The organism is Mesorhizobium sp. W067 (assembly GCF_054719525.1).
Genome location: NZ_JBTTII010000001.1, coordinates 5521185 through 5540711, shown reverse-complemented (window position 1 = coordinate 5540711; position 19527 = coordinate 5521185). Strand labels below are relative to the sequence as shown.

Annotated in this window: 20 protein-coding genes; 10 read left to right on the top strand and 10 right to left on the bottom strand. The window is 63.7% G+C overall.

The annotated features are described in order from the left end of the window. Window positions 1-5 precede the first annotated feature (5 nt). The 10 genes from ACYG97_RS26995 (at window position 6) to ACYG97_RS26950 (ending at window position 9429) form a co-directional block, all read left to right on the top strand. Window positions 6-479, top strand: a complete 474-nt coding sequence (locus ACYG97_RS26995; RefSeq protein WP_031261903.1) for a formate dehydrogenase subunit gamma — start codon at window positions 6-8, stop codon at window positions 477-479. Continuing rightward, the gene (locus ACYG97_RS26990) at window positions 476-2032 is read left to right on the top strand and encodes a formate dehydrogenase beta subunit (protein WP_023732482.1); all 1557 of its coding nucleotides are present in this window, start codon (window positions 476-478) and stop codon (window positions 2030-2032) included. Before ACYG97_RS26995 ends, ACYG97_RS26990 begins: the two co-directional genes overlap by 4 nt. A gap of 10 nt (window positions 2033-2042) precedes the next feature. Further along, window positions 2043-4955, top strand: a complete 2913-nt coding sequence (gene fdhF, locus ACYG97_RS26985) for a formate dehydrogenase subunit alpha (RefSeq protein ID WP_023732483.1) — start codon at window positions 2043-2045, stop codon at window positions 4953-4955. Window positions 4956-4987: 32 nt separating this feature from the next. Then, window positions 4988-5212, top strand: a complete 225-nt coding sequence (locus tag ACYG97_RS26980; RefSeq protein ID WP_023688794.1) for a hypothetical protein — start codon at window positions 4988-4990, stop codon at window positions 5210-5212. Beyond that, a complete protein-coding gene (fdhD, locus tag ACYG97_RS26975) occupies window positions 5212-6039 on the top strand; it encodes a formate dehydrogenase accessory sulfurtransferase FdhD (protein ID WP_023698930.1) in 828 nt (275 codons plus the stop codon). The genes ACYG97_RS26980 and fdhD overlap by 1 nt, the downstream gene beginning before the upstream one ends. Next, a complete protein-coding gene (locus ACYG97_RS26970) occupies window positions 6029-6343 on the top strand; it encodes a formate dehydrogenase subunit delta (RefSeq protein WP_023688796.1) in 315 nt (104 codons plus the stop codon). Before fdhD ends, ACYG97_RS26970 begins: the two co-directional genes overlap by 11 nt. Before the next feature lie 134 nt (window positions 6344-6477). Next, window positions 6478-8031 (top strand): alpha/beta fold hydrolase, encoded by a 1554-nt coding sequence (locus ACYG97_RS26965; protein ID WP_023732485.1) that lies wholly within the window; start codon window positions 6478-6480, stop codon window positions 8029-8031. 110 nt (window positions 8032-8141) lie between these two features. Next, on the top strand, window positions 8142-8621 hold the full coding sequence (locus ACYG97_RS26960; protein WP_023688798.1) for a carboxymuconolactone decarboxylase family protein: 480 nt from the start codon (window positions 8142-8144) through the stop codon (window positions 8619-8621). Between the two features lie 76 nt (window positions 8622-8697). Then, window positions 8698-9060: a nuclear transport factor 2 family protein gene (locus tag ACYG97_RS26955; protein ID WP_023688799.1), complete on the top strand. Its 363-nt coding sequence runs from the start codon at window positions 8698-8700 to the stop codon at window positions 9058-9060. Between the two features lie 54 nt (window positions 9061-9114). Continuing rightward, window positions 9115-9429 (top strand): hypothetical protein, encoded by a 315-nt coding sequence (locus tag ACYG97_RS26950; RefSeq protein ID WP_023732486.1) that lies wholly within the window; start codon window positions 9115-9117, stop codon window positions 9427-9429. A 28-nt stretch (window positions 9430-9457) separates the two neighbouring features. On the opposite strand, the gene ACYG97_RS26945 is transcribed toward ACYG97_RS26950, so the two are convergent. The 10 genes from ACYG97_RS26945 to ACYG97_RS26900 form a co-directional block, all read right to left on the bottom strand. Continuing rightward, entirely contained in the window at window positions 9458-10156 is a 699-nt protein-coding gene (locus tag ACYG97_RS26945; RefSeq protein WP_023732487.1) for a DUF3592 domain-containing protein, read from the bottom strand. Between the two features lie 153 nt (window positions 10157-10309). Beyond that, on the bottom strand, window positions 10310-11737 hold the full coding sequence (locus tag ACYG97_RS26940) for a gamma-aminobutyraldehyde dehydrogenase (protein ID WP_023732488.1): 1428 nt from the start codon (window positions 11735-11737) through the stop codon (window positions 10310-10312). Between the two features lie 104 nt (window positions 11738-11841). Further along, window positions 11842-12657, bottom strand: a complete 816-nt coding sequence (locus tag ACYG97_RS26935; RefSeq protein ID WP_023673416.1) for an ABC transporter permease — start codon at window positions 12655-12657, stop codon at window positions 11842-11844. After that, complete coding sequence (locus ACYG97_RS26930; RefSeq protein WP_023732489.1) at window positions 12647-13612, bottom strand: ABC transporter permease; 966 nt, start codon at window positions 13610-13612, stop codon at window positions 12647-12649. Before ACYG97_RS26930 ends, ACYG97_RS26935 begins: the two co-directional genes overlap by 11 nt. 220 nt (window positions 13613-13832) lie before the next feature. After that, a complete protein-coding gene (locus ACYG97_RS26925) occupies window positions 13833-14831 on the bottom strand; it encodes an ABC transporter ATP-binding protein (RefSeq protein WP_023732490.1) in 999 nt (332 codons plus the stop codon). A gap of 210 nt (window positions 14832-15041) precedes the next feature. Then, window positions 15042-16196, bottom strand: a complete 1155-nt coding sequence (locus ACYG97_RS26920) for an ABC transporter substrate-binding protein (RefSeq protein ID WP_023692632.1) — start codon at window positions 16194-16196, stop codon at window positions 15042-15044. Window positions 16197-16406: 210 nt separating this feature from the next. Continuing rightward, entirely contained in the window at window positions 16407-17318 is a 912-nt protein-coding gene (locus tag ACYG97_RS26915; RefSeq protein WP_023673412.1) for a LysR family transcriptional regulator, read from the bottom strand. Between the two features lie 80 nt (window positions 17319-17398). Then, window positions 17399-18010, bottom strand: a complete 612-nt coding sequence (locus ACYG97_RS26910) for a DedA family protein (protein WP_023732491.1) — start codon at window positions 18008-18010, stop codon at window positions 17399-17401. A gap of 55 nt (window positions 18011-18065) precedes the next feature. Further along, window positions 18066-18251: a hypothetical protein gene (locus ACYG97_RS26905; protein ID WP_156933986.1), complete on the bottom strand. Its 186-nt coding sequence runs from the start codon at window positions 18249-18251 to the stop codon at window positions 18066-18068. 157 nt (window positions 18252-18408) lie between these two features. After that, entirely contained in the window at window positions 18409-19173 is a 765-nt protein-coding gene (locus ACYG97_RS26900; RefSeq protein ID WP_023685103.1) for a DeoR/GlpR family DNA-binding transcription regulator, read from the bottom strand. Window positions 19174-19527 lie beyond the last annotated feature (354 nt).

The window sequence follows — 19527 nt, the reverse complement described above, 5'->3', positions numbered from 1 at the left end:
TGACGATGCAGCCAGCAAGTACCGAGATACAGTCGCGCACGGCGGCGATCATCCAGGAGTTGAAGGGCCTCGAAGGCCCGCTGCTGCCGATCCTGCACGAGATCCAGGAAGAATTTGGCCACGTGCCGCAGGACGCCGTGCCGGTCATCGCGGATGGGCTGAACCTGTCGAGGGCCGAGGTGCACGGCGTTGTGACCTTCTATCATGATTTCCGTGCCCGGCCGGCCGGCCGGCACGTGCTCAAGCTCTGCCAGGCGGAAGCCTGCCAGTCGATGGGTTCGGATGAGATCGCCGCAAAGGTCAAGCAGTTGCTCGGCATCGATTTCCATGAGACCACCCGCGACGGATCGGTTACACTTGAGCCCGTCTATTGCCTCGGGCTGTGCGCCTGTTCACCGTCGGCGATGCTGGATGGCGAGGTGATCGGGCGGCTCGATGACGAGAAGATCGAAGAGATCGTCGCCGAGGTACGCTCATGATCCCGCGCATCTACATTCCAGGTGACTCCGGCGCGCTGGCGCTCGGCGCCGAAAAGGTCGCCAAGGCTGTTCGTGCGGAACTGGCTGAACGGGGCGTCGAGGCCAAGATCGTCCGCAACGGCTCGCGCGGCGCCTATTTCCTCGAACCGATGGTCGAGGTCGCGACCGAAAAGGGCCGCGTCGCTTACGGGCCGGTCAAGCCATCGGACGTCAAGAGCCTGTTCGACAGCGGCTTTCTCACCGGCGGGCATCACAAGCGCTGGCTGGGCGCGCCCGACAAAATCCCGTTCCTTGCCAAGCAGACGCGCCTGACCTTTGCGCGTTGCGGCATCAACGACCCGCTATCGCTCGATGCCTACAAGTCACTGGGCGGGCTCAAGGGCCTGCAGAACGCGGTGGCCATGGCGCCGCTCGACATCGTCAAACAGGTCACGGAATCGGGCTTGCGCGGCCGAGGCGGCGCCGGCTTCCCGACCGGCATCAAGTGGAAGACGGTGCTCGATACGACATCTGACCGCAAATACATCGTCTGCAATGCCGACGAGGGCGACAGCGCCACCTTTGCCGACCGCATGATTATGGAGGGCGACCCCTTCGTGCTCATCGAAGGCATGGCGATTGCCGGCATCGCCACCGGGGCGACCAAGGGGTTCGTCTATATCCGCTCGGAATATCCGCATGCGGTGGCTGTCATGAACAAGGCTGTCGAGGTCGCCCGCAAGGCAGGCGTGCTCGGCGTCAGCGTGCTGGGTTCGCCCAACGCCTTCGACATGGAAATCCGCGTCGGCGCCGGCGCCTATGTCTGCGGCGAGGAAACGTCGCTGCTGAACAGCCTTGAAGGCAAGCGCGGCGTGGTCCGAGCCAAGCCACCGCTGCCGGCAATCCAGGGTCTGTTCGGCAAGCCGACGGTGATCAACAACGTCATCAGCCTAGCCTCCGTGCCCATCATCATGGACAAGGGTGGGGCCTTCTACAAGGATTTCGGCATGGGCCGCTCGCGCGGCACGATCCCGATACAGATCGCCGGCAACGTCAAATTCGGCGGCCTGTTCGAGGCGGCCTTCGGCATGACGCTGGGCGAAATCGTCGACGATATCGGCGGCGGTACGGCCACTGGTCGCCCGGTGAAGGCGGTGCAGGTCGGCGGCCCGCTCGGCGCCTATTTCCCGCGCGGCCTGTTCGACACGCCGTTCGACTACGAAGAGTTCGCGAAGCGCGACGGGCTGATCGGCCATGCCGGCATCACCGTGTTCGACGACACGGCCGACATGCTGAAGCAGGCGCGCTTTGCCATGGAGTTCTGCGCCATCGAAAGCTGCGGCAAGTGCACGCCCTGCCGCATCGGCTCGATACGCGGGGTGGAGACCATCGACCGGATTGCCGCCGGCATCGAGCCGGAGAAGAACCTGGCTCTGGTCACCGATCTCTGCAACACGATGAAGTTCGGATCGCTCTGCGCGCTGGGCGGCTTCACGCCCTACCCGGTGATGAGCTCGATCACCCATTTCCCCGAAGATTTCAAGCCCGCGCCGGCGCGCGTGGCTGCTGAATAGGAGCTGGCAGATGAATATCAAGGCCGACTTCCCGACACTCATCGAAGAACTCGATTACGGAACCCCGGAATCGAAGGCGCAAAAGCAGGTTACGCTGATCGTCGACGGCCGCAGCATCAGCGTGCCGGAGGGTACGTCGATCATGCGCGCGGCGATGGAAGGCGGGGTCGAGATCCCAAAACTCTGCGCTACCGACATGCTGGACTCGTTCGGCTCCTGCCGCGTCTGCCTGGTCGAGATCGACGGGCGCGGCGGCACGCCGGCATCCTGCACGACGCCCGTCGGCGAAGGCATGGTGGTGCGCACGCAATCCGAGCGGCTCGACGCCATCCGCCGCGGTGTCATGGAGCTTTACGTCTCCGACCACCCGACCGGCTGGGACGAGAAGGCCGGCACCGGCGCCAGCGAGTTCGACGTTGTGGCGAAATCGGTCGGCCTGACCGAGAACCGCTTCGGCATCGAGGGCCGCAACCACGTCAAGCAGGAAAACGGCGTCGCGCCCGGCCATGGCTCGCTGGCGGTCGACTACATCGCCCGCGACGAGTCCAACCCATATTTCACCTATGATCCGGCGCAATGTATCGTCTGCTCGCGCTGCGTGCGGGCCTGCGAGGAGGTGCAGGGCACCTTCGCGCTGACGATCGAGGGCCGCGGTTTCGAATCGCGCATGGTCGCCGGCATGCACGAGGATTTCATCGCCTCCGAATGCGTATCCTGCGGCGCCTGCGTGCAGGCCTGTCCGACCGATGCGCTGCGTGAAAAGACCGTGCTTGAGAAAGGCATGCCCGAGCGCTCCGCCGTCACCACCTGCGCCTATTGCGGCGTCGGCTGCTCGTTCAAGGCAGAAGTGAAGGACGACGAAGTCATTCGCATGATGCCCTACAAGGACGGCAAGGCGAACCACGGCCACTCCTGCGTGAAGGGCCGTTTCGCCTATGGCTATGCCACCCACAAGGACCGCATCCTGTCGCCTATGATCCGGGAAAAGGTCAGCGATCCCTGGCGCGAAGTGAGTTGGGAAGAGGCCATCGCCCATACGGCCAAGGAATTCCGCCGTATCCAGTATCAATACGGCCGCACCTCGATCGGCGGTATCACGTCCTCGCGCTGCACGAATGAAGAGACCTATCTGGTGCAGAAGCTGGTGCGCCAAGGCTTCCGCAACAACAATGTCGACACTTGCGCCCGCGTCTGCCACTCGCCGACCGGCTACGGCCTCGGCCAGACCTATGGCACCTCGGCCGGCACGCAGGATTTCGATTCCGTCGATTTCACCGACGTCGCCGTCATCATCGGCGCCAATCCGGCTTCCGCGCACCCGGTGTTCGCCTCGCGGCTGAAAAAGCGGCTGCGCCAGGGCGCCAAGCTGATCGTGCTCGATCCGCGCCGCACCGAAATGGTCAAGTCAGCGCATATCGAGGCCGACTATCACCTGCCGCTGAAGCCCGGCACCAACGTGGCGGTGCTGACGGCGCTGGCGCATGTCATCGTTACCGAAGGGCTTTTCGAGGAAGCCTTCATCCGCGATCGCTGCGACTGGGCGGAGTTCCAGGATTGGGCTTCTTTCGTCGCCTTGCCGGAAAACAGCCCCGAAATCGTCGGCAAGCTGTCCGGCGTCGACCCCGAACTGATCCGGGGTGCTGCGCGCCTCTATGCCAAGGGCGGCAATGGCGCGATTTATTATGGCCTTGGCGTCACCGAACACAGCCAGGGTTCGACCACGGTTATGGCTATCGCCAACCTTGCCATGGCGACGGGCAATATCGGCCGTCCCGGCGTCGGCGTGAACCCGCTGCGCGGCCAGAACAACGTGCAGGGTTCCTGCGACATGGGCTCGTTCCCGCATGAACTGCCGGGCTACCGCCACATCTCCGGCGAGGCGGTGCGCGACATCTATGAGACGTTGTGGGGGGTGAAGCTCGACGACGAACCGGGCCTGCGCATCCCCAACATGCTGGATGCCGCCGTCGACGGCTCGTTCAAGGGCATCTACATCCAGGGCGAGGACATCCTGCAGTCGGACCCTGATACCAAGCATGTCGCGGCCGGCCTGGCGGCGATGGAATGCGTGGTCGTGCACGACCTGTTCCTCAACGAGACCGCCAACTACGCGCATGTCTTCCTGCCGGGCTCGACCTTCCTGGAGAAGGACGGCACTTTCACCAATGCCGAGCGCCGCATCAACATGGTGCGCAAGGTTCTGGAGCCGAAGGCGCGCTACGCCGACTGGGAAGCGACACAGGAGCTTGCCCGTGCGATCGGGCTGGACTGGAACTATCAGCATCCCTCCGAGATCATGGACGAGGTTGCAAAAACGACGCCGAGCTTCGCCGGCGTGTCCTTCGAGCTGCTCGACCGTGTCGGATCCGTGCAATGGCCCTGCAACGAGAAGGCGCCGCTCGGCACACCGATCATGCATATGGATGGCTTCGTGCGTGGCAAGGGCAAGTTCATCCGCACTGAATATGTCGCGACCGACGAGCGGACCGGGCCGCGTTTCCCGTTGCTGCTGACCACCGGCCGCATTCTCAGCCAGTACAATGTCGGTGCACAGACAAGGCGCACCGAAAACGTCATGTGGCACTCGGAAGATCGGTTGGAGATCCATCCGCACGACGCCGAGAACCGCGGCCTGCGCGATGGCGACTGGGTGCGGCTGACCAGCCGTTCGGGCGAGACGACGCTGCGTGCGCTGATCACCGACCGGGTGTCGCCGGGCGTGGTCTACACCACCTTCCACCATCCGGACACGCAGGCCAACGTCATCACCACCGACTTCTCCGACTGGGCGACCAATTGTCCGGAGTACAAGGTGACCGCAGTGCAGGTCGGCGCGTCGAACGGACCTTCGGACTGGCAGCGCGACTATAACGAGCAGGCCGAGCAGAGCCGCCGCATCGCTCCGCTACAGGCGGCGGAGTAGTCTGGGTAGACTCGCCGCCGGAGGAAACAAGAGTGACTCAAAAGGAAGCCTACGAAACGCTTCTGCGCCTATGTGAGAAGCAAGGCGCCGACCTGAACCAGTTTTTGTTCGATATCCAGGGACATGCTTCCGAGGAGGATTTCAACAACCTTCGCCGCATTGTCGCGTACATAATGGGCTACGGGCATCATAAGGCCTATGAATCCATCGCGCGCGATGTTCCGGAACTGACACCGGATTGGATGAAGGGACCCTGATGCGCTCCCGCCAGCCAATCAGCCAGATCTCTCGCCTCGCCCACCGTGCAAGTGGCACCGCGGCGGCCAACCGCATGGTGCCGGAGGAGACGCCGGTGGCGTTCTCGTTTGCCGGCACCACCCATGCGGTGATGATGGCGAGCCCGGCCGACTTCGAGGATTTCGCGCTCGGCTTCTCGCTGACCGAAGGCATCATCGGTTTGCCTGACGAGATCGAGGCGATCGAGGTCGAGGACCATGGCGCCGGCATCGATATCCAGATCCGGCTGAAGGACCAGGCCAATACGCGCTTCGAGGCGCGGCGGCGGCGGCTCGCCGGCCCGGTCGGCTGTGGGCTGTGCGGCATCGAATCCATCGAGGAAGCGATGCGCTCGGTCGATAAGGTTGGTGCGTCCAAGCTTACGCTTGAAGCCGACGACATCACCCGTTCGGTAAAGCTTTTGTCCAAGGTGCAGCCTCTGCATTCAGAAACCGGCGCCGTGCATGCAGCGGGCTTCTACATTCCCGGCAAAGGCATCGTCATGGCGCGCGAGGATGTCGGCCGGCACAATGCGCTGGACAAACTGGCCGGCGCGCTGGCCAAGGCCGGCATTGACGGTGCATCGGGCGCGGTGGTGGTGACATCACGCGTCTCAGTGGAGATGGTGCAGAAAACGGCGGCGATCGGCTCCGCCTTCATCATCGCCGTGTCGGCGCCGACAGCCCTTGCCATCCGCACCGCCGAAGAGGCCGGCATGACGCTGGTGGCGCTGGTGCGCGGCGACGATTTCGATGTTTTCACCCACCCGGAACGGGTGGTCTTGGGAGTTGCCCAGCATGTCGCATGACGAAGAACACATCACGAGCACCGGGGAAAAGCTGGTGCGCATGGCCAACCAGATCGCCGCCTTCTTCCATTCAAGGCCCCGCGAGGAAGGTGTGGCGGGCGTGGCCGAGCACATCAACAAGTTCTGGGAGCCCAGGATGCGCCGGCAGTTCTTCGAGATGCTGGACAGTGGCGGCGAAGGTTTTGACGAACTCGTCGTCGTGGCCTCGGCCAGGATCAAGCGGCCGAAGACCGAGGAGCAGGCCGATGTGAGCATCGGCTACGTCCAACCCACGGGTGCAGAGAGCGCCGCTCCCCAGAAATAGCCTCCCCCAGAAATGGCGGGCGAACACGGTTCGCCGCGGGCTATATTCCTGTCTTCTAAAGTTTGGCTGCCGCATCCGCCAGGCGTCTGCTATGGTCGGCGATCAGAAATCGTCTGGCCGGGCGGGATAGCAACGTGAGGCCGATCGAGACGCGATATGCCCTCAGCGGCGACGTGCGGATCGCCTATCAGGTGGTCGGCCAGGGATCGTTCGACCTGGTTTTCGTGCCCGGCTTCATCTCCAATCTCGACCTGCATTGGGAAGACGAGGGCTACGCCAGGCTCTTGAAACGGCTCTCGGCGTTCTCGCGGCTGATCCTGTTCGACAAGCGCGGCACCGGCCTGTCCGACCGCGTCGACCCACGCCACCTGCCCAGCCTTGAAACCCGCATGGACGATGTGCGCGCGGTGATGGATGCCACCGGCAGCGGCCGCGCGGCCTTGCTCGGCGCTTCGGAAGGCGCGCCGATGGCAATGTTGTTTGCCGCCACCTATCCGGAACGGACACGAGCGCTGGCGCTCTATGGCGGTTATGCGCATTTCCACAAATGGGTGATGTCGCCGGAGCGCCTCGAGGCCTTCATCGCGACGGCCGGCACGGAATGGGGCACGGGCGCCACACTGCCCAACTTCGCTCCCGGCCGGGTAGATGATGCGCATTTCACCCAGTGGTGGGGCCGCTTCGAGCGGCTGTCGGCCAGTCCGACGGCAGCGGCAGCCCTTGCCCGGATGAATGCCGGAATCGATGTGCGCGGCGTGCTTTCGGCGATCGGCGCACCGACACTGCTCATTCATCGCCGCAACGACGCGCGGGTCGACCCGGACGCCAGCCGCTTCCTGGCGAAAGAGATCGCCAATGCGCGATTGGTCGAGGTCCCCGGGCGCGACCACCCGATCTGGACCGGCGATGTCGACCGGGTGGCCGACCTGATCGAGGAATTCCTGACCGGCGAGCGTGCCGTGGCCGAAGCGGAGCGCGTGCTTGCCGCTCTTCTGGCGACACGCATCTACGACACGGCGCGGGTTGGCGACCGCATGTGGAGCGAACGTAGCGAGCGCTTCCAGGAGAGCTGGCAGCAGCTGGTCGGCCGTCATGGCGGACGCGTCGCCGGCATCCATGGCGAATTGATGATCTCGCGCTTCGACGGGCCGGCGCGGGCCATACGCTGCGCGGCGGCACTGCGCGATGCGGCGCAACATATGGGCATTGCAAGCGCCCAGGGCGCCCATGTCGGAGAGGTCGAAATGCGCGGGCCGCCGGTGGGGCTGATGGCACGGGTGACGATGCAGATCGCCGCCCATGCCGGGCGCGGCGATATTCTGGCGTCGCGGCTGGCCGCCGATCTGGCGGCGGGGTCCGGCCTGCATTTCATCGATGCCGGGCGTGTCACGGTGGATGAGCTGGACGAGCCGCTGGCGCTGGTCCAGGCAACGTCGGAACAGCACCTGGAGCCGGCCTGCCGCCCCAAGGCGAAACCCGCCGAGCCGGCTCAACTGACGGCGCGCGAAAGCGAGGTGGTGATCCTGATCGCCGACGGCAAGAGCAATGCCGCGATCGCCGCCGAGCTGAGGCTCAGCGAGCATACGGTCAAGCGTCATGTCGCCAACATATTGCTGAAGCTCGATTTGCCGTCACGGGCGGCGGCAGCGGCATTTTCCGCCAGGCAGGCTGGCCCGGACGGGCCATAGGGACCATGGCGCTTTCGGGCGAAGCGGCCAGGTGGGGTCGAGGCGTACCAATTCTCTCCATGCAGGCCAGGCGGATGTCGCCGGGAAAGGCACTGCGGATGGAGGATGCAATGCTGAAGTCAAACAGGTCGATCAAATCGCTGGTGATAGCGGCAGGCGTTGGCGCGCTGTTCACGATCGCTCCCGCCAGAGCCGAGGATGCCTCGGCGGCCGCCGCCTACAAGGACATCGAGGCGACGCTCGGCTCAGTGCCGGACATGTTCAAGACGCTGCCCGATGTCGCGGTTGCCGGCGCCTGGGCCGAGATCAAGGGTGTGCAGCTCAACCCCAAGACCGCGCTCGACGGCAAGACCAAGGAACTGCTGGGGCTGGCCGTCGCCTCGCAGATCCCCTGCCAGTACTGCATCTATTTCCACACCGAGGCCGCCAAGCTCAATGGCGCGACCGATGAGGAGATCAAGGAAGCGATCGCGATGGCGGCCATCGTGCGCCACTGGTCGACGATGCTCAACGGCAGCCAGGTCGATTTCGCGACCTTCAAACAACAGACCGACGGCGTGTTCGCAGCCGTCAAAGCCAAGTCGCAGTGAAAGACAAACGCCCGGCGGTGCGCGCCGGGCAGTGCTTGATCATCAACCGCCCGATCGACGGGCCATGGAGGAAGAAATGCTGACAAAGACGCAAAGCGTGGACGGCGCGGCGATCAAGAAAGCGATCGAAGGACGGGACGGCAGGATGCTGGCGAGCTTCTATGCCGACGACGCGCTGGTGCGGGTGATCGACCGCAACAATCCGCCGAGCAAGCCGCGCGAGATCCGCGGCCGGGCGGCGATCAGCACGTTCTGGGACGACATCTGCAGCCGGGCGATGACCCACAAGGTCGACACCACCATCGCCGATGGCGACAATCTCGCCTTCACCCAGGCCTGCGCCTATCCGGACGGAACGAAAGTGTTCTGCGCGGCGATGCTGGAGCTGAAGAATGGGCGGATTGCGCGACAGACCGTCGTGCAAGCCTGGGACGAGTAGGTCACCGCGAAAGATCAACCGCGGTTTGGGGCCGCATAACTGGAGGAGACAAAAATGTTCAGCGCCAGATGGCAGATCGACGCCAAGTTCGGACACAAGCAGACCGTGCTCGAACTGCTCAAGAAATGGGAACGCGAGATCGGCTCTCAGGTCGGCATCGCCGACCTCAAATTCCAGATCATGACCGGTTCGATCGGCGCCCGGGAAGCGACGGTCGAATCGCATCATCAGGTCGAAAGCCTTGCCCAGTTGGAGGGATTCTTCGCCAAGATCGGCAAGATCGACGCGCACGCAAAATGGGGCAAGGAGATGGAGCCCTACGTCGTGTCGGGCACCAGCCTTTGGAACATCTATCGCATCGTGGAGTAGCCGTGGCAGGTGCAGCAGTTTTCGGCCATCAGTTGCGGCGGCCGAAACTCGTCCGCTGCCCGGGAAACCGCCCTTCCCTGGCCAATCCGGCAGCCGCGACACGTGCCGGCTGATTGGGCAATGTGGCCTGCTTGGCCAGGGCCGCCGCTATCAAGGCGTCGGCCTGGCGCGCGCGCTGGTCCGCGCCGGCATCTCCGGCAGGGTTGCCCGCCACGGCGGAGCTCGACATCCGCCGGCGGGGTTTGAAAGCAAGATAGAGAAGCAACGCGCCGAGCAGTCCAGCCCCAATGACGATCGTCAAACGCGTGCCGGTCATGCCGGTGTGTTCGATCTGGGTAGGGTTGGCGGGGTTCTGGACGACGGTGAGCTTGTCGCCGACCTGCGGTTCGCGGGCACCGTTCTTGTTCAGCTCCATCGTGGCCTCGACGGCGTCGGCGCCGGTGCCGACGCGCAAGGTGCCGGTGAATTTCTGGGTCACCTTCCACTCTTTGTCAGCATGGACCGTCTTGAACGCATCCACCAGTTCGCACGGGATCGTGGCGGTGCTGACGGTCTTGTAGACAATCTTGTGGGCGGTCGATTCCATGTCGCATTCGACATTGACCGCGAGGATTTCAGCAGGCGCCTCGGGCCAGCCGCTCTTCTTGATCATGTCCTTGCCGCCGAACACAGCGATCAGCAGACAGAAGCCGCCAATGAGTACCAGCTTGATCTTGGTCGTGTTCATGCGCAAACCCCTCGCCGCGCGGTTTCCCGGCAAGAGGCTGCTCGTTCAGGTTGAATATTCAGTAAATCGTGAACTCCCGCCGTACCGCAAAGGTTACTCACGCTTAATATACAGAAAACGCGGTGGCGAATATTTTAGAGATAGTGGCGGCCTCTACCCATGCGCCACCATCACATGACGAACGGCGGTATAATCCTCCAGCGCATAGAGAGACATGTCCTTGCCGTAGCCGGACTGCTTCAGCCCGCCATGCGGCATCTCGTTGGTCAGCATGAAATGGGTGTTGATCCAGGTGCAGCCATATTGCAGACGGGCGGCCGTCGCCATGGCGCGCGAGACGTTCTTGGTCCACACCGAGGATGCCAGGCCGTAGTCGCTGTCATTGGCCCAGTTCACGGCTTCATCGACTTCGGAGAAGCGGGTGATGGAAACGACCGGGCCGAACACTTCGCGGCGCACGATCTCGTCTTCCTGCAGCGCGCCGGCAACCACCGTCGGCTGGTAGTAGAAGCCGGAGCCTGCGCCCGGCTTGCCGCCGGTGGTGATCTCGATGTGCTTCAGTTCCGAAGCGCGCTCGACGAAGCTCGACACGCGATCGCGCTGGCGGCGCGAGATCAGCGGCCCGATCTCGTTTTCGGTGTCGTCGGGCTGGTTGTATTTGATGGTCGAGACGGCAGAAGAGAGATCGGCGACGAGCTTGTCGTAGATCTTCTTGCCGGCATAGATGCGGCAGGCGGCTGTACAATCCTGCCCGGCATTGTAGTAGCCGAAAGCGCGCAGGCCGTTGACCACGGCGCCGAGGTCGGCATCGTCGAAAACGATGACCGGCGCCTTGCCGCCGAGTTCCAGATGCGTGCGCTTGACCGACTTGGCGGCGGCCTGCAGCACCTTCTTGCCCGTGGCGACGTCGCCGGTGATCGAAATCATGTTGACCTTGGCGTGATTGATCAGCGTGTTGCCGACGCTGTCGCCGCGGCCGAGCACGACATTGACGACGCCCTCGGGCAGCACCTCGGCCAGGATCCTGGCCAGCTTCAACGCCGTCAGCGGCGTCTGCTCCGACGGCTTGAAGACGACGGTGTTGCCGCCGGCAATGGCCGGCGCCAGCTTCCAGGCCATCATCATCAGTGGATAGTTCCACGGCGCGATGGAAGCGACGATGCCGATCGGGTCGCGCCGCACCATCGAGGTGTGGCCGGGAATGTATTCGCCGGCGACCACGCCCGGCATCGAACGCACAGCGCCGGCAAAGAAGCGATAGCAGTCGATGATCGCCGGAATCTCGTCATTGAGCACGGCGTTGATCGGCTTGCCGCAATTCAGCGCCTCGAGCGCCGCGAACTCCCGCGCGTTGGCCTCGATGCGGTCGGCGATCTTGAGGAGATAGCCGGAGCGCTGCGCCGGCGTTGTGCGTGACCACAAGACGAACGCTCGCCCGGCGGCAGTAACAGCCGCCTCGATCTGCGCCTGGCTGGCTTCAGGCAGGTTGAGAATGGTCGCCCCGGTCTTTGGATTCAGAATCGGCTCCTCGGTGTCGGTGCCGTTCTCGAACTTCGAGCCGATCAGCATCTGGGTGTCCATGCGGGTTCTCCTTGGTCAGGAGCGAGTAGCGAATAGCGAGTAGCGAATAGGGCTGGTCGTGCAATCTCCCTATTCGCTATTCGCTACTCCCTATTCGCTGTTCTTCATTTGCCCGAACCGGCGATCTGGTCGCCGTCGCGGGTCAGGTAATAGGCGGCAAGGATGGGCAGCAGCGTCACCAGCACCACGACCATGGCGACGACATTGGTGACCGGACGCTGGCGTGGGCGGATCAGCTCTTCCAGCATCCAGATCGGCACGGTCTGCTGCTGGCCGGCGGTGAAGGTGGTGACGATGACCTCGTCGAAGGAGAGCGCGAAGGCGAGCATCCCCCCGGCAAGCAGAGCGGTGGCGATGTTGGGCAGCACGACGTGCCGGAAGGTCTGGAAGCCGTCGGCGCCGAGATCCATCGAGGCCTCGATCATTGAGCCGGAAGTGCGGCGGAAACGGGCGACCGCATTGTTGTAGACGACGACAACGCAGAAGGTGGCGTGGCCGAGCACGATCGTCCAGAACGAGAACGGGATGTCGGCTAGCGAGAAGGCCGAGCGCAACGCGATGCCGGTGATGATGCCGGGCAGCGCGATCGGCAGGATGACGAGCAGCGAGATCGTCTCGCGGCCGAAGAATTTCGTCCGTGACACGGCGGCGGCGCACAGCGTGCCCAGTATCAAGGCAATCGCGGTCGAGATGGCGGCGACACGGACCGAAAGCGACAGCGCCTGCCAGACATCCGGCCGGTTCCAGGTGACGGCGAACCATTGTGTGGTCAGCCCCGGCGGCGGCCAGACGAAGCTCTTCTCTTCCGTGGTGAAGGCGTAGACGAAGATCAACAAGATCGGCAGATGCAGGAACAGCAGGCCGCAGGCGGCAGCGATCTTGAGGCCGAGCGGAGCGGATTGCGAACCGTCAGAGCGCATCGAAGGCCCCCATGCGCTTGGCGCCCCAGAGATAGAAACCCATGATGACGATGGGCACGACGGTGAAGGCTGCGGCGAGCGGGATGTTGCCGGCTGTGCCTTGCTGCGAATAGACGGCCTGCCCGATGAACAGCCGCGATGTGCCGATGATCTGTGGGATGATGTAGTCGCCCAGCGTCAGCGAGAAGGTGAAGATCGAGCCGGCGACGATGCCGGGCAGCGCCAGCGGGAACAGCACGTTGCGGAAGGTCTGGCCCGGCGATGCGCCGAGATCGGAGGACGCCTCGACCAGATTGCCGGGCACGCGCTCCAATGCCGCCTGCACCGGCAGGATCATGAACGGCAGCCAGACATAGACGAAAGCGATGAAGGTGCCGGTGGCGGAGACCGACAAAGAGTTGCCGCCGACGACCGGCAGCGACAGCCAGCCATCGAGCACCCAGAGCAGATGCAATTTGGCGAGCAGCCAGGTCAAAATGCCTTCCTTGGCGAGGATCAGCTTCCAGGCGTAGATCTTGACGAGGTAACTCGACCATAGCGGCAGCATGATTCCGAGATAGAACAGCGCCTTCCAGCGGCCGCGGGCATAGCGCGCCGCATAATAGGCGATCGGGAAGGCGATGACGGCCGAGGCCAGCGTGACCAGCACCGCCATCGTCACCGTGCGCAGGATGATGTCGAGATTGGCGGGCTGGAACAGGTCGCCATAGGTCTTCAGCGTGAATTCGTGGTTGATGAGGCCGGAGAACTCGTCGATCGAGAAAAAGCTCTGCGCCAAGAGCGCGAACAGCGAACCGATATAGACGACGCCCAACCACAGCACCGGCGGCGCCAGCATGAGGAACAGCAGCAGTTGCGGCTTGCGCCAGAAAAGGTCCGACAGTGCGCCGCGCATGCCACCGCTGCCGGGCAGGATGGCGGGGGCGGAGGTTGAGTTGAGCGCGGCGATGGTCATGGGGCGACCGCGTGCTGAAGGAACCCTGAGAAGCCGCGTTCCTTCACACCCCCCTCTGTCCTGCCGGACATCTCCCCCTCAAGGGGGGAGATCAGCAGTTTCGCTGTCTCGCCAAATCCCCAACGTTGAAGATTGGCGAAACCGGGAGGAACAGCCAATCTCCCCGCTTGAGGGGGAGATGTCCGGCAGGACAGAGGGGGGTGCTTGGCGCAAACCTCAATCATGCCGGCTCGTCCATCAAATGCAAATGCTCGCGGTTGAACGTCAGCACCACCGCTTCGCCTTCCGCCGGCAGCTTTGTCCCGGCCGGCACGATGGCGTGCAGCCTCAACCCGTCGGCGTCGAGCGCCAGCTTGGTCGTAGCGCCGAGATAGTTGGTTCCGACCAGGCGCGCGGCAACGCCCTCGCCTTTGGCGGCGCGGCCGATGCGGATGGATTCGGGACGCAGGCTGCCCCAGCGGTGCTGGCCGGAATAGCGCTGGACGAAGTCCGGCGGCAGTACGTTGGAGGAGCCGACGAAATCGGCGACGAAGCGGGTCTTCGGCCGCTGGTAGATGTCTTCCGGCGTGCCGATCTGCATGATCTTGCCGTCATTGAAGACGGCGACGCGGTCGGCCATCGACAGCGCTTCGCCCTGGTCGTGGGTGACGAAGACGAAGGTGATGCCGAGCGCCTTCTGCAGCGACTTCAGCTCTTCCTGCATGTTCTCGCGCAGTTTGAGATCGAGCGCGCCGAGCGGCTCGTCGAGCAGAAGCACCTTGGGCTGGTTGACCAGCGCACGGGCCAGCGCCACGCGCTGGCGCTGGCCGCCGGAGAGCTGGCCGGGACGGCGGGCGCCATAGCCGGGAAGCCGCACCAGTGACAATGCCTCTTCCGCCGCCTTCTGCCGCTGCGGCTTGGCGATGCCCTTGACCATCAGCCCGTAGGCGACATTGTCCAGCACGTTCAAATGCGGGAACAGCGCGTAGTCCTGGAACACCGTGTTGACGTTGCGGCGATAGGGCGGCACGCCCTCGGCGCGGTCGCCGAAGATCGAGATCGAGCCCGAGGTCGGCTGCTCGAAGCCGGCGATGAGGCGCAGGCAGGTCGTCTTGCCGGACCCCGACGGACCGAGCATGGCGAAGAACTCGCCCGGCACGATATCGAGATCGACCGCATCGACGGCGCGCACGCTGCCGAAATGGCGAGAGACTTTCTGGAAGGAAACGGCCGAGGTCATGGGCTGTCCTGATCTGTTGCCGGTTTGTGGTTCGTCGAAATAGCTCTTGCCGCCACCAATCAGGCCAGCGGGCACGGCACTTCACCTCCCCCTCGATGGGGAGGTCGCGGCGAAGCCGCGGGTGGGGGTGACTAGCACCGGACGTCAGCGCTGCCCCCACCCCGACGCTGCGCGTCGACCCTCCCCACAAGGGGGTGGGTTAAAGGGAGCTCAACGCCCGCCGATGACGCCGATATAGTCGGACACCCAGCGGTAGTAAGGCACGCACTGGTCGTTCTGGGTTGCGCACTTGGAGACCGGGGTCTTCCAGAACTTGATCTTGTCGAAGTTCTCGTAGCCGTTGGTCTTGCAGCCTTCCTCGCCGAGCAGCTCGTTGCCCTTGCAGGCAGCGGGCACCACGGGGAGCGAGCCGAACCAGGCCGAGACATCGCCCTGGACCTTGGGCGACAGCGAATGCTCAAGCCACATATAGGCGCAGTTGGGATGCGCGGCGTCGGCCTCCATCATGGTGGTGTCGGCCCAGCCGGTGACGCCTTCTTCCGGCACGGTCGAGGCGACCGGCTTCTTGGCGGCAACCAGCGTGTTGACCTGGTAAGGCCACGAACCGGAAGCGACGACGCCTTCGTTCTGGAAATCGTCGACCTGGATGGCGGCGTCATGCCAGTAGCGGCCGACCAGCGTCCGCTGAACACGCAGCAGCTCGAGCGCTGCCTTGTACTGGTCTTCGTTCAATTCGTACGGGTCCTTAATGCCGAGTTCCGGCTTGTGGAACATCAAATAGTTGGCGGCGTCGGCGATGTGGATCGGGCCGTCATAGGCCTGGACGCGGCCCTTGTTGGACTTGCCGTCCGGCAGGTTCATTTCCTCGAAGACGACGTTCCAGCTCTTGGGCGCTTCCTTGAAGACATCGGTGTTGTACATCAGGATGTTCGGGCCCCACTGATAGGGAACGCCGTAATGCACCTTGTCGACGGTGAACCAGGGCGCATCCTTCAGACGGTCGTCTACCGCCTTCCAGCTCGGGATGAGATCGGTGTTGATCGGCTGCACGCGCTTGCCGGCAACGAGGCGCAGCGATGCGTCACCCGAAGCGGTGACTAGATCGAACCCACCCTCATTCATCAGCGAGACCATCTCGTCGGAGGTGTTCGCGGTCTTGACGTTGACCTTGCAGCCGCTCTCCTTCTCGAAGGAGGTCACCCAGTCATAGCCCTTGTCGGTTTCGCCGCGCTCGATGTACCCCGGCCAGGCAACGATGCTGACCTCCCCTTCGCCCTTGCCAAGTTCCTTGACCTGGGCGACAGCCTGACCGGAAAAGGTCAGCGCGACCGTCAAGGCGGTGCACGTCTTCAGGAATGAATTCATCGTCAATCTCCCATTTGGCGCCTGACTGCGAAGCGAGTCGCCGCCGCGGTCAGCCGCAGGCTGAAAAGCGTCAGTTCATCCGATGGCACGTTGCCGCTCTGATGGCGGCTTTCGTCCCTGACATGAAAAGTGCTCGGAAAATTCCGGTTTCGCAAATTCATTTATCAGAAACGCGATATCGGTTTTTCCGATAGATAACCACGCACCCTATCAACGCTGCTGGCGTACCATACGCTGCGACTGGGCAAGGCCGATGAAGTCGCGCGACGCCTGCGGCAGACCGGAGCCGCGGCGCCAGACCATGCCGACCTGGACGACCGGCAGGGAACCCGAAATGTCGCGCGATTCGATGCGGTCGCCTTCCAGCGACCACGGCCGGTAGACTAGGTCGGGCAGCAACGCCACGCCCGCACCTGTGGCGACGAGGCTGCGAACGGCTTCGACCGAGCGGGTGCGAAAGGCGACATGCGGCCTGGCGCCGATCGCCGCCAGAAGCTTGCCGGTGTTCTCCTCGATCTCGTCGACGGTCAGCATGATCAGCGGCTCGCCGGCAATGTCGCCTATGCCGATAATGTCGGCGCTGGCCAGCTTGTGGCCGAGCGGGACCCACAGCCGGTAGGCCGAGACCTCGAGGATTTCCGACTGCAGCGCGGTGCGGTCGCGCAAATTGGAGGTGACCATGACGGCAATGTCGAGCTTGCCGCCGATCAGCAGATGTTCGAGATAGTCGCCATTGTCCTCGATGGCCGAGACATCGACGCCGGGATAGGCGCGGCGGTAGCGCGCCAGCAGATCGGACAGCACATAGCCCGCGACCAGCGAGGTGACGCCGAGCTGCAGCCGCCCGCCGGCCACCACCTGGTCGTCGGAAAAAGCGCGGCGCGCGTCGGAGACGTCGGCCAGGATCTTGGTCGCATGGCGCAGGAACTGGTGGCCTTTGTGGGTAATGTTGAGGCCACGCGGATGGCGCTCGAACAATTCGACGCCGAGATCGCTCTCCAGCTCCTTGATCGCCTCGGTGACCGAGGATTGCGAGATGGAGAGGTTTTGTGCGGCGCCCGACACCGTGCCTTGCTCGGCGACGGCAATGAAGAACTGCAGCTGGCGGATGGTGAAAGCCATGGCCGGACTAAACACCGGCGCGCCGGGGAAGGAAAGCCGAAGGCGGAGCTTATACCCATACTGCTTGAGGCGCCTCCTGGTCAGCCGAACCCGAGGCGCCGCCGGCAGGCAGGACCGTAGCGAAGCGCGAGCATAAACGCCGTCTCCAGCGCCAAAACGATGATGATGATGCGAAAACCGATGGCATAGGAATCCCTGCCGCTGCCGCGCATAAGGTAGCCGGTGACGAGGAAGCCGGTGTTCCATAGCGTGGCGCCGAGCAGCGTCGCCGCCGCGAAGGGCAAGAGTGGAAGACGGAGCGCGCCGGCCGCGATCGGCAGATAGTTGCGAACCGTCGGGATGAACTGCGCCAGCAAGGAGACCCGGACATGATGGCGGCGATAGGCCTGACCAAGCTTGCTGTAGGTCGCATAGCGCAAGCAGACATATTTGCCGAAACGCTGGACCAGCCTGTCGGCACGATCCAAGCCAATCCGACGACCCACACTATACCAGACAAGGCAGCCTGTGATGGCGGACAGCGTCGTCACCAGAAGCAGGATCGCCAGCGCCAGGAGATCGGAGGCTGCCGTCATGCCGAGGAACAGCAGCAGCACATGCGAGGGCGGCAGCGGCAGGATCTTTTCAGTGAAGGCGAGACAGCCGACACCAAGCAGGCCGAAGCCCAGGATCGCCGACAGTGGATCAGTCATGCGAAGCGCCAGTCATAGGTTTTGAGGTTCTTGATCCTGGACACCTTATACACCGTCATACACCGTCGCCGGCGGAAAGTTGCGGAATGTCCGGCCAAGCCGGGTCCGCTTCCAGGTCGGAGCGCGCAAGCGTCCAGGAAAGACAAGGCATCGTTTGCAGCATGGTGGCCTCATTGCTGATGCGGGCGATTCGCCCGGCCCGCATTTCGACGAGGCGCTGTTTGCGGCTGCCAAGTTGCATGGACATTGCGAAGAGCGGGATGATTGAAAAACAATTTTTCACCAGAACGACATCTTATGCGGCCGGCGACGCGGCGCGCATGATGCACAACATCGCCTTCGTGGTATCGGGTGGCGGCATGGGCCGGGATCGCGGCGCGCCAGTCGCTGGTGTTTGGCTAGGCCGCAGCGATGCTGAGGCGCGCTCCAGCCTCGGCAAGTGCCGAGGCAATGTCGCGCGGCGGCGGCTGGTCGGTGGCGAGTTCGGAAAAACCGTCGAAGCCGCAGACCTGGACCAGACCCTGGCGACCGAACTTGGTGTGGTCGGTGATGACCAGCGAGCGCTGGCCGCGCGACAGCACCATGCGGGCGAACTCCGCCTCTTCCAGATCGTAGTCGGCAAGGCCTGCGGCGGCATCGACGGCGCCGATCGAAATCACCGCATGGCTGACCGAGAAGCGGCTGACGAAATCGATCGCCGAGGCGCCGAAGGCGGCCCCGGAATCGCTGCGCAATTCGCCCCCGGCCATATAGACCTTGTTGCCGTTGACGGTGGCCAGCGTGCGGGCGATGTCGGATGAATTGGTGACGACCGTCAGCCGCCGGTGGCCGAGCAGTTCGCGGGCCAGGAACGAGGTCGTGGTGCCGGTGTCCAGCATGACCGATTCACCGTCGCGAATGGTGGCAGCGACCATGCGGGCGATCAGACGCTTGGCCTCGGCATTGTCGCGCATGCGCCGCTCGAAGGGCGCTTCGCCGGCCATCGACGGCAGGCCGATGGCGCCATGCATCTTGAGCACCGAGCCATTGCCGGTCAGTGGCTTGACATCCCGGCGCACCGTTTCAAGCGAAACCCCCAGCCGGTCGGCGAGGCTGGCAATGGTGACGGTGCCCTCTTCCTTGAGGAGGCGGAGGATTTCGCCATGCCGTTTCGAATGGATCATCTGGCTTCCTCAATTTGCGGCCTGCCCGGTTTTAGGGCAATGCCGCCGTTTTTAAAGGAATTGCTCGTGGTTTCGGGCAAAACACCCAAAAAAAGTCGCAACATTTCATTGACAGTTAGGTAGCACTGGCGTGACATTGACGGCGTGACAGCTTCGGAACTGCCACGGGAGGGTGATGGCAGAGCCGCAATTCACGGACCGGACCGTCTGGCCAGACCGTCTGGGTTTGAACTGGCACAAAAGTTTCTCAAATCCGCGGGGGCGGAGACCGGGTATCAAAACCTGGCCAGAGGGGCTCGTCGGTGCGGCGCGGGATAGGAGTTCCTGCGTCCCGCACCGACGAGATTTTTTGCG

What these genes read in the sequence shown, in the direction of transcription:
- ACYG97_RS26995 (WP_031261903.1), top strand. Translation starts at nt 6, where the DNA reads ATGCAGCCAGCAAGTACCGAGATACAGTCGCGCACGGCGGCGATCATC.
- ACYG97_RS26990 (WP_023732482.1), top strand. Translation starts at nt 476, where the DNA reads ATGATCCCGCGCATCTACATTCCAGGTGACTCCGGCGCGCTGGCGCTC.
- fdhF (WP_023732483.1), top strand. Translation starts at nt 2,043, where the DNA reads ATGAATATCAAGGCCGACTTCCCGACACTCATCGAAGAACTCGATTAC.
- fdhD (WP_023698930.1), top strand. Translation starts at nt 5,212, where the DNA reads ATGCGCTCCCGCCAGCCAATCAGCCAGATCTCTCGCCTCGCCCACCGT.
- ACYG97_RS26970 (WP_023688796.1), top strand. Translation starts at nt 6,029, where the DNA reads ATGTCGCATGACGAAGAACACATCACGAGCACCGGGGAAAAGCTGGTG.
- ACYG97_RS26960 (WP_023688798.1), top strand. Translation starts at nt 8,142, where the DNA reads ATGCTGAAGTCAAACAGGTCGATCAAATCGCTGGTGATAGCGGCAGGC.
- ACYG97_RS26955 (WP_023688799.1), top strand. Translation starts at nt 8,698, where the DNA reads ATGCTGACAAAGACGCAAAGCGTGGACGGCGCGGCGATCAAGAAAGCG.
- ACYG97_RS26950 (WP_023732486.1), top strand. Translation starts at nt 9,115, where the DNA reads ATGTTCAGCGCCAGATGGCAGATCGACGCCAAGTTCGGACACAAGCAG.
- ACYG97_RS26945 (WP_023732487.1), bottom strand. Translation starts at nt 10,156, where the DNA reads ATGAACACGACCAAGATCAAGCTGGTACTCATTGGCGGCTTCTGTCTG.
- ACYG97_RS26940 (WP_023732488.1), bottom strand. Translation starts at nt 11,737, where the DNA reads ATGGACACCCAGATGCTGATCGGCTCGAAGTTCGAGAACGGCACCGAC.
- ACYG97_RS26935 (WP_023673416.1), bottom strand. Translation starts at nt 12,657, where the DNA reads ATGCGCTCTGACGGTTCGCAATCCGCTCCGCTCGGCCTCAAGATCGCT.
- ACYG97_RS26930 (WP_023732489.1), bottom strand. Translation starts at nt 13,612, where the DNA reads ATGACCATCGCCGCGCTCAACTCAACCTCCGCCCCCGCCATCCTGCCC.
- ACYG97_RS26925 (WP_023732490.1), bottom strand. Translation starts at nt 14,831, where the DNA reads ATGACCTCGGCCGTTTCCTTCCAGAAAGTCTCTCGCCATTTCGGCAGC.
- ACYG97_RS26920 (WP_023692632.1), bottom strand. Translation starts at nt 16,196, where the DNA reads ATGAATTCATTCCTGAAGACGTGCACCGCCTTGACGGTCGCGCTGACC.
- ACYG97_RS26915 (WP_023673412.1), bottom strand. Translation starts at nt 17,318, where the DNA reads ATGGCTTTCACCATCCGCCAGCTGCAGTTCTTCATTGCCGTCGCCGAG.
- ACYG97_RS26910 (WP_023732491.1), bottom strand. Translation starts at nt 18,010, where the DNA reads ATGACTGATCCACTGTCGGCGATCCTGGGCTTCGGCCTGCTTGGTGTC.
- ACYG97_RS26905 (WP_156933986.1), bottom strand. Translation starts at nt 18,251, where the DNA reads ATGCAACTTGGCAGCCGCAAACAGCGCCTCGTCGAAATGCGGGCCGGG.
- ACYG97_RS26900 (WP_023685103.1), bottom strand. Translation starts at nt 19,173, where the DNA reads ATGATCCATTCGAAACGGCATGGCGAAATCCTCCGCCTCCTCAAGGAA.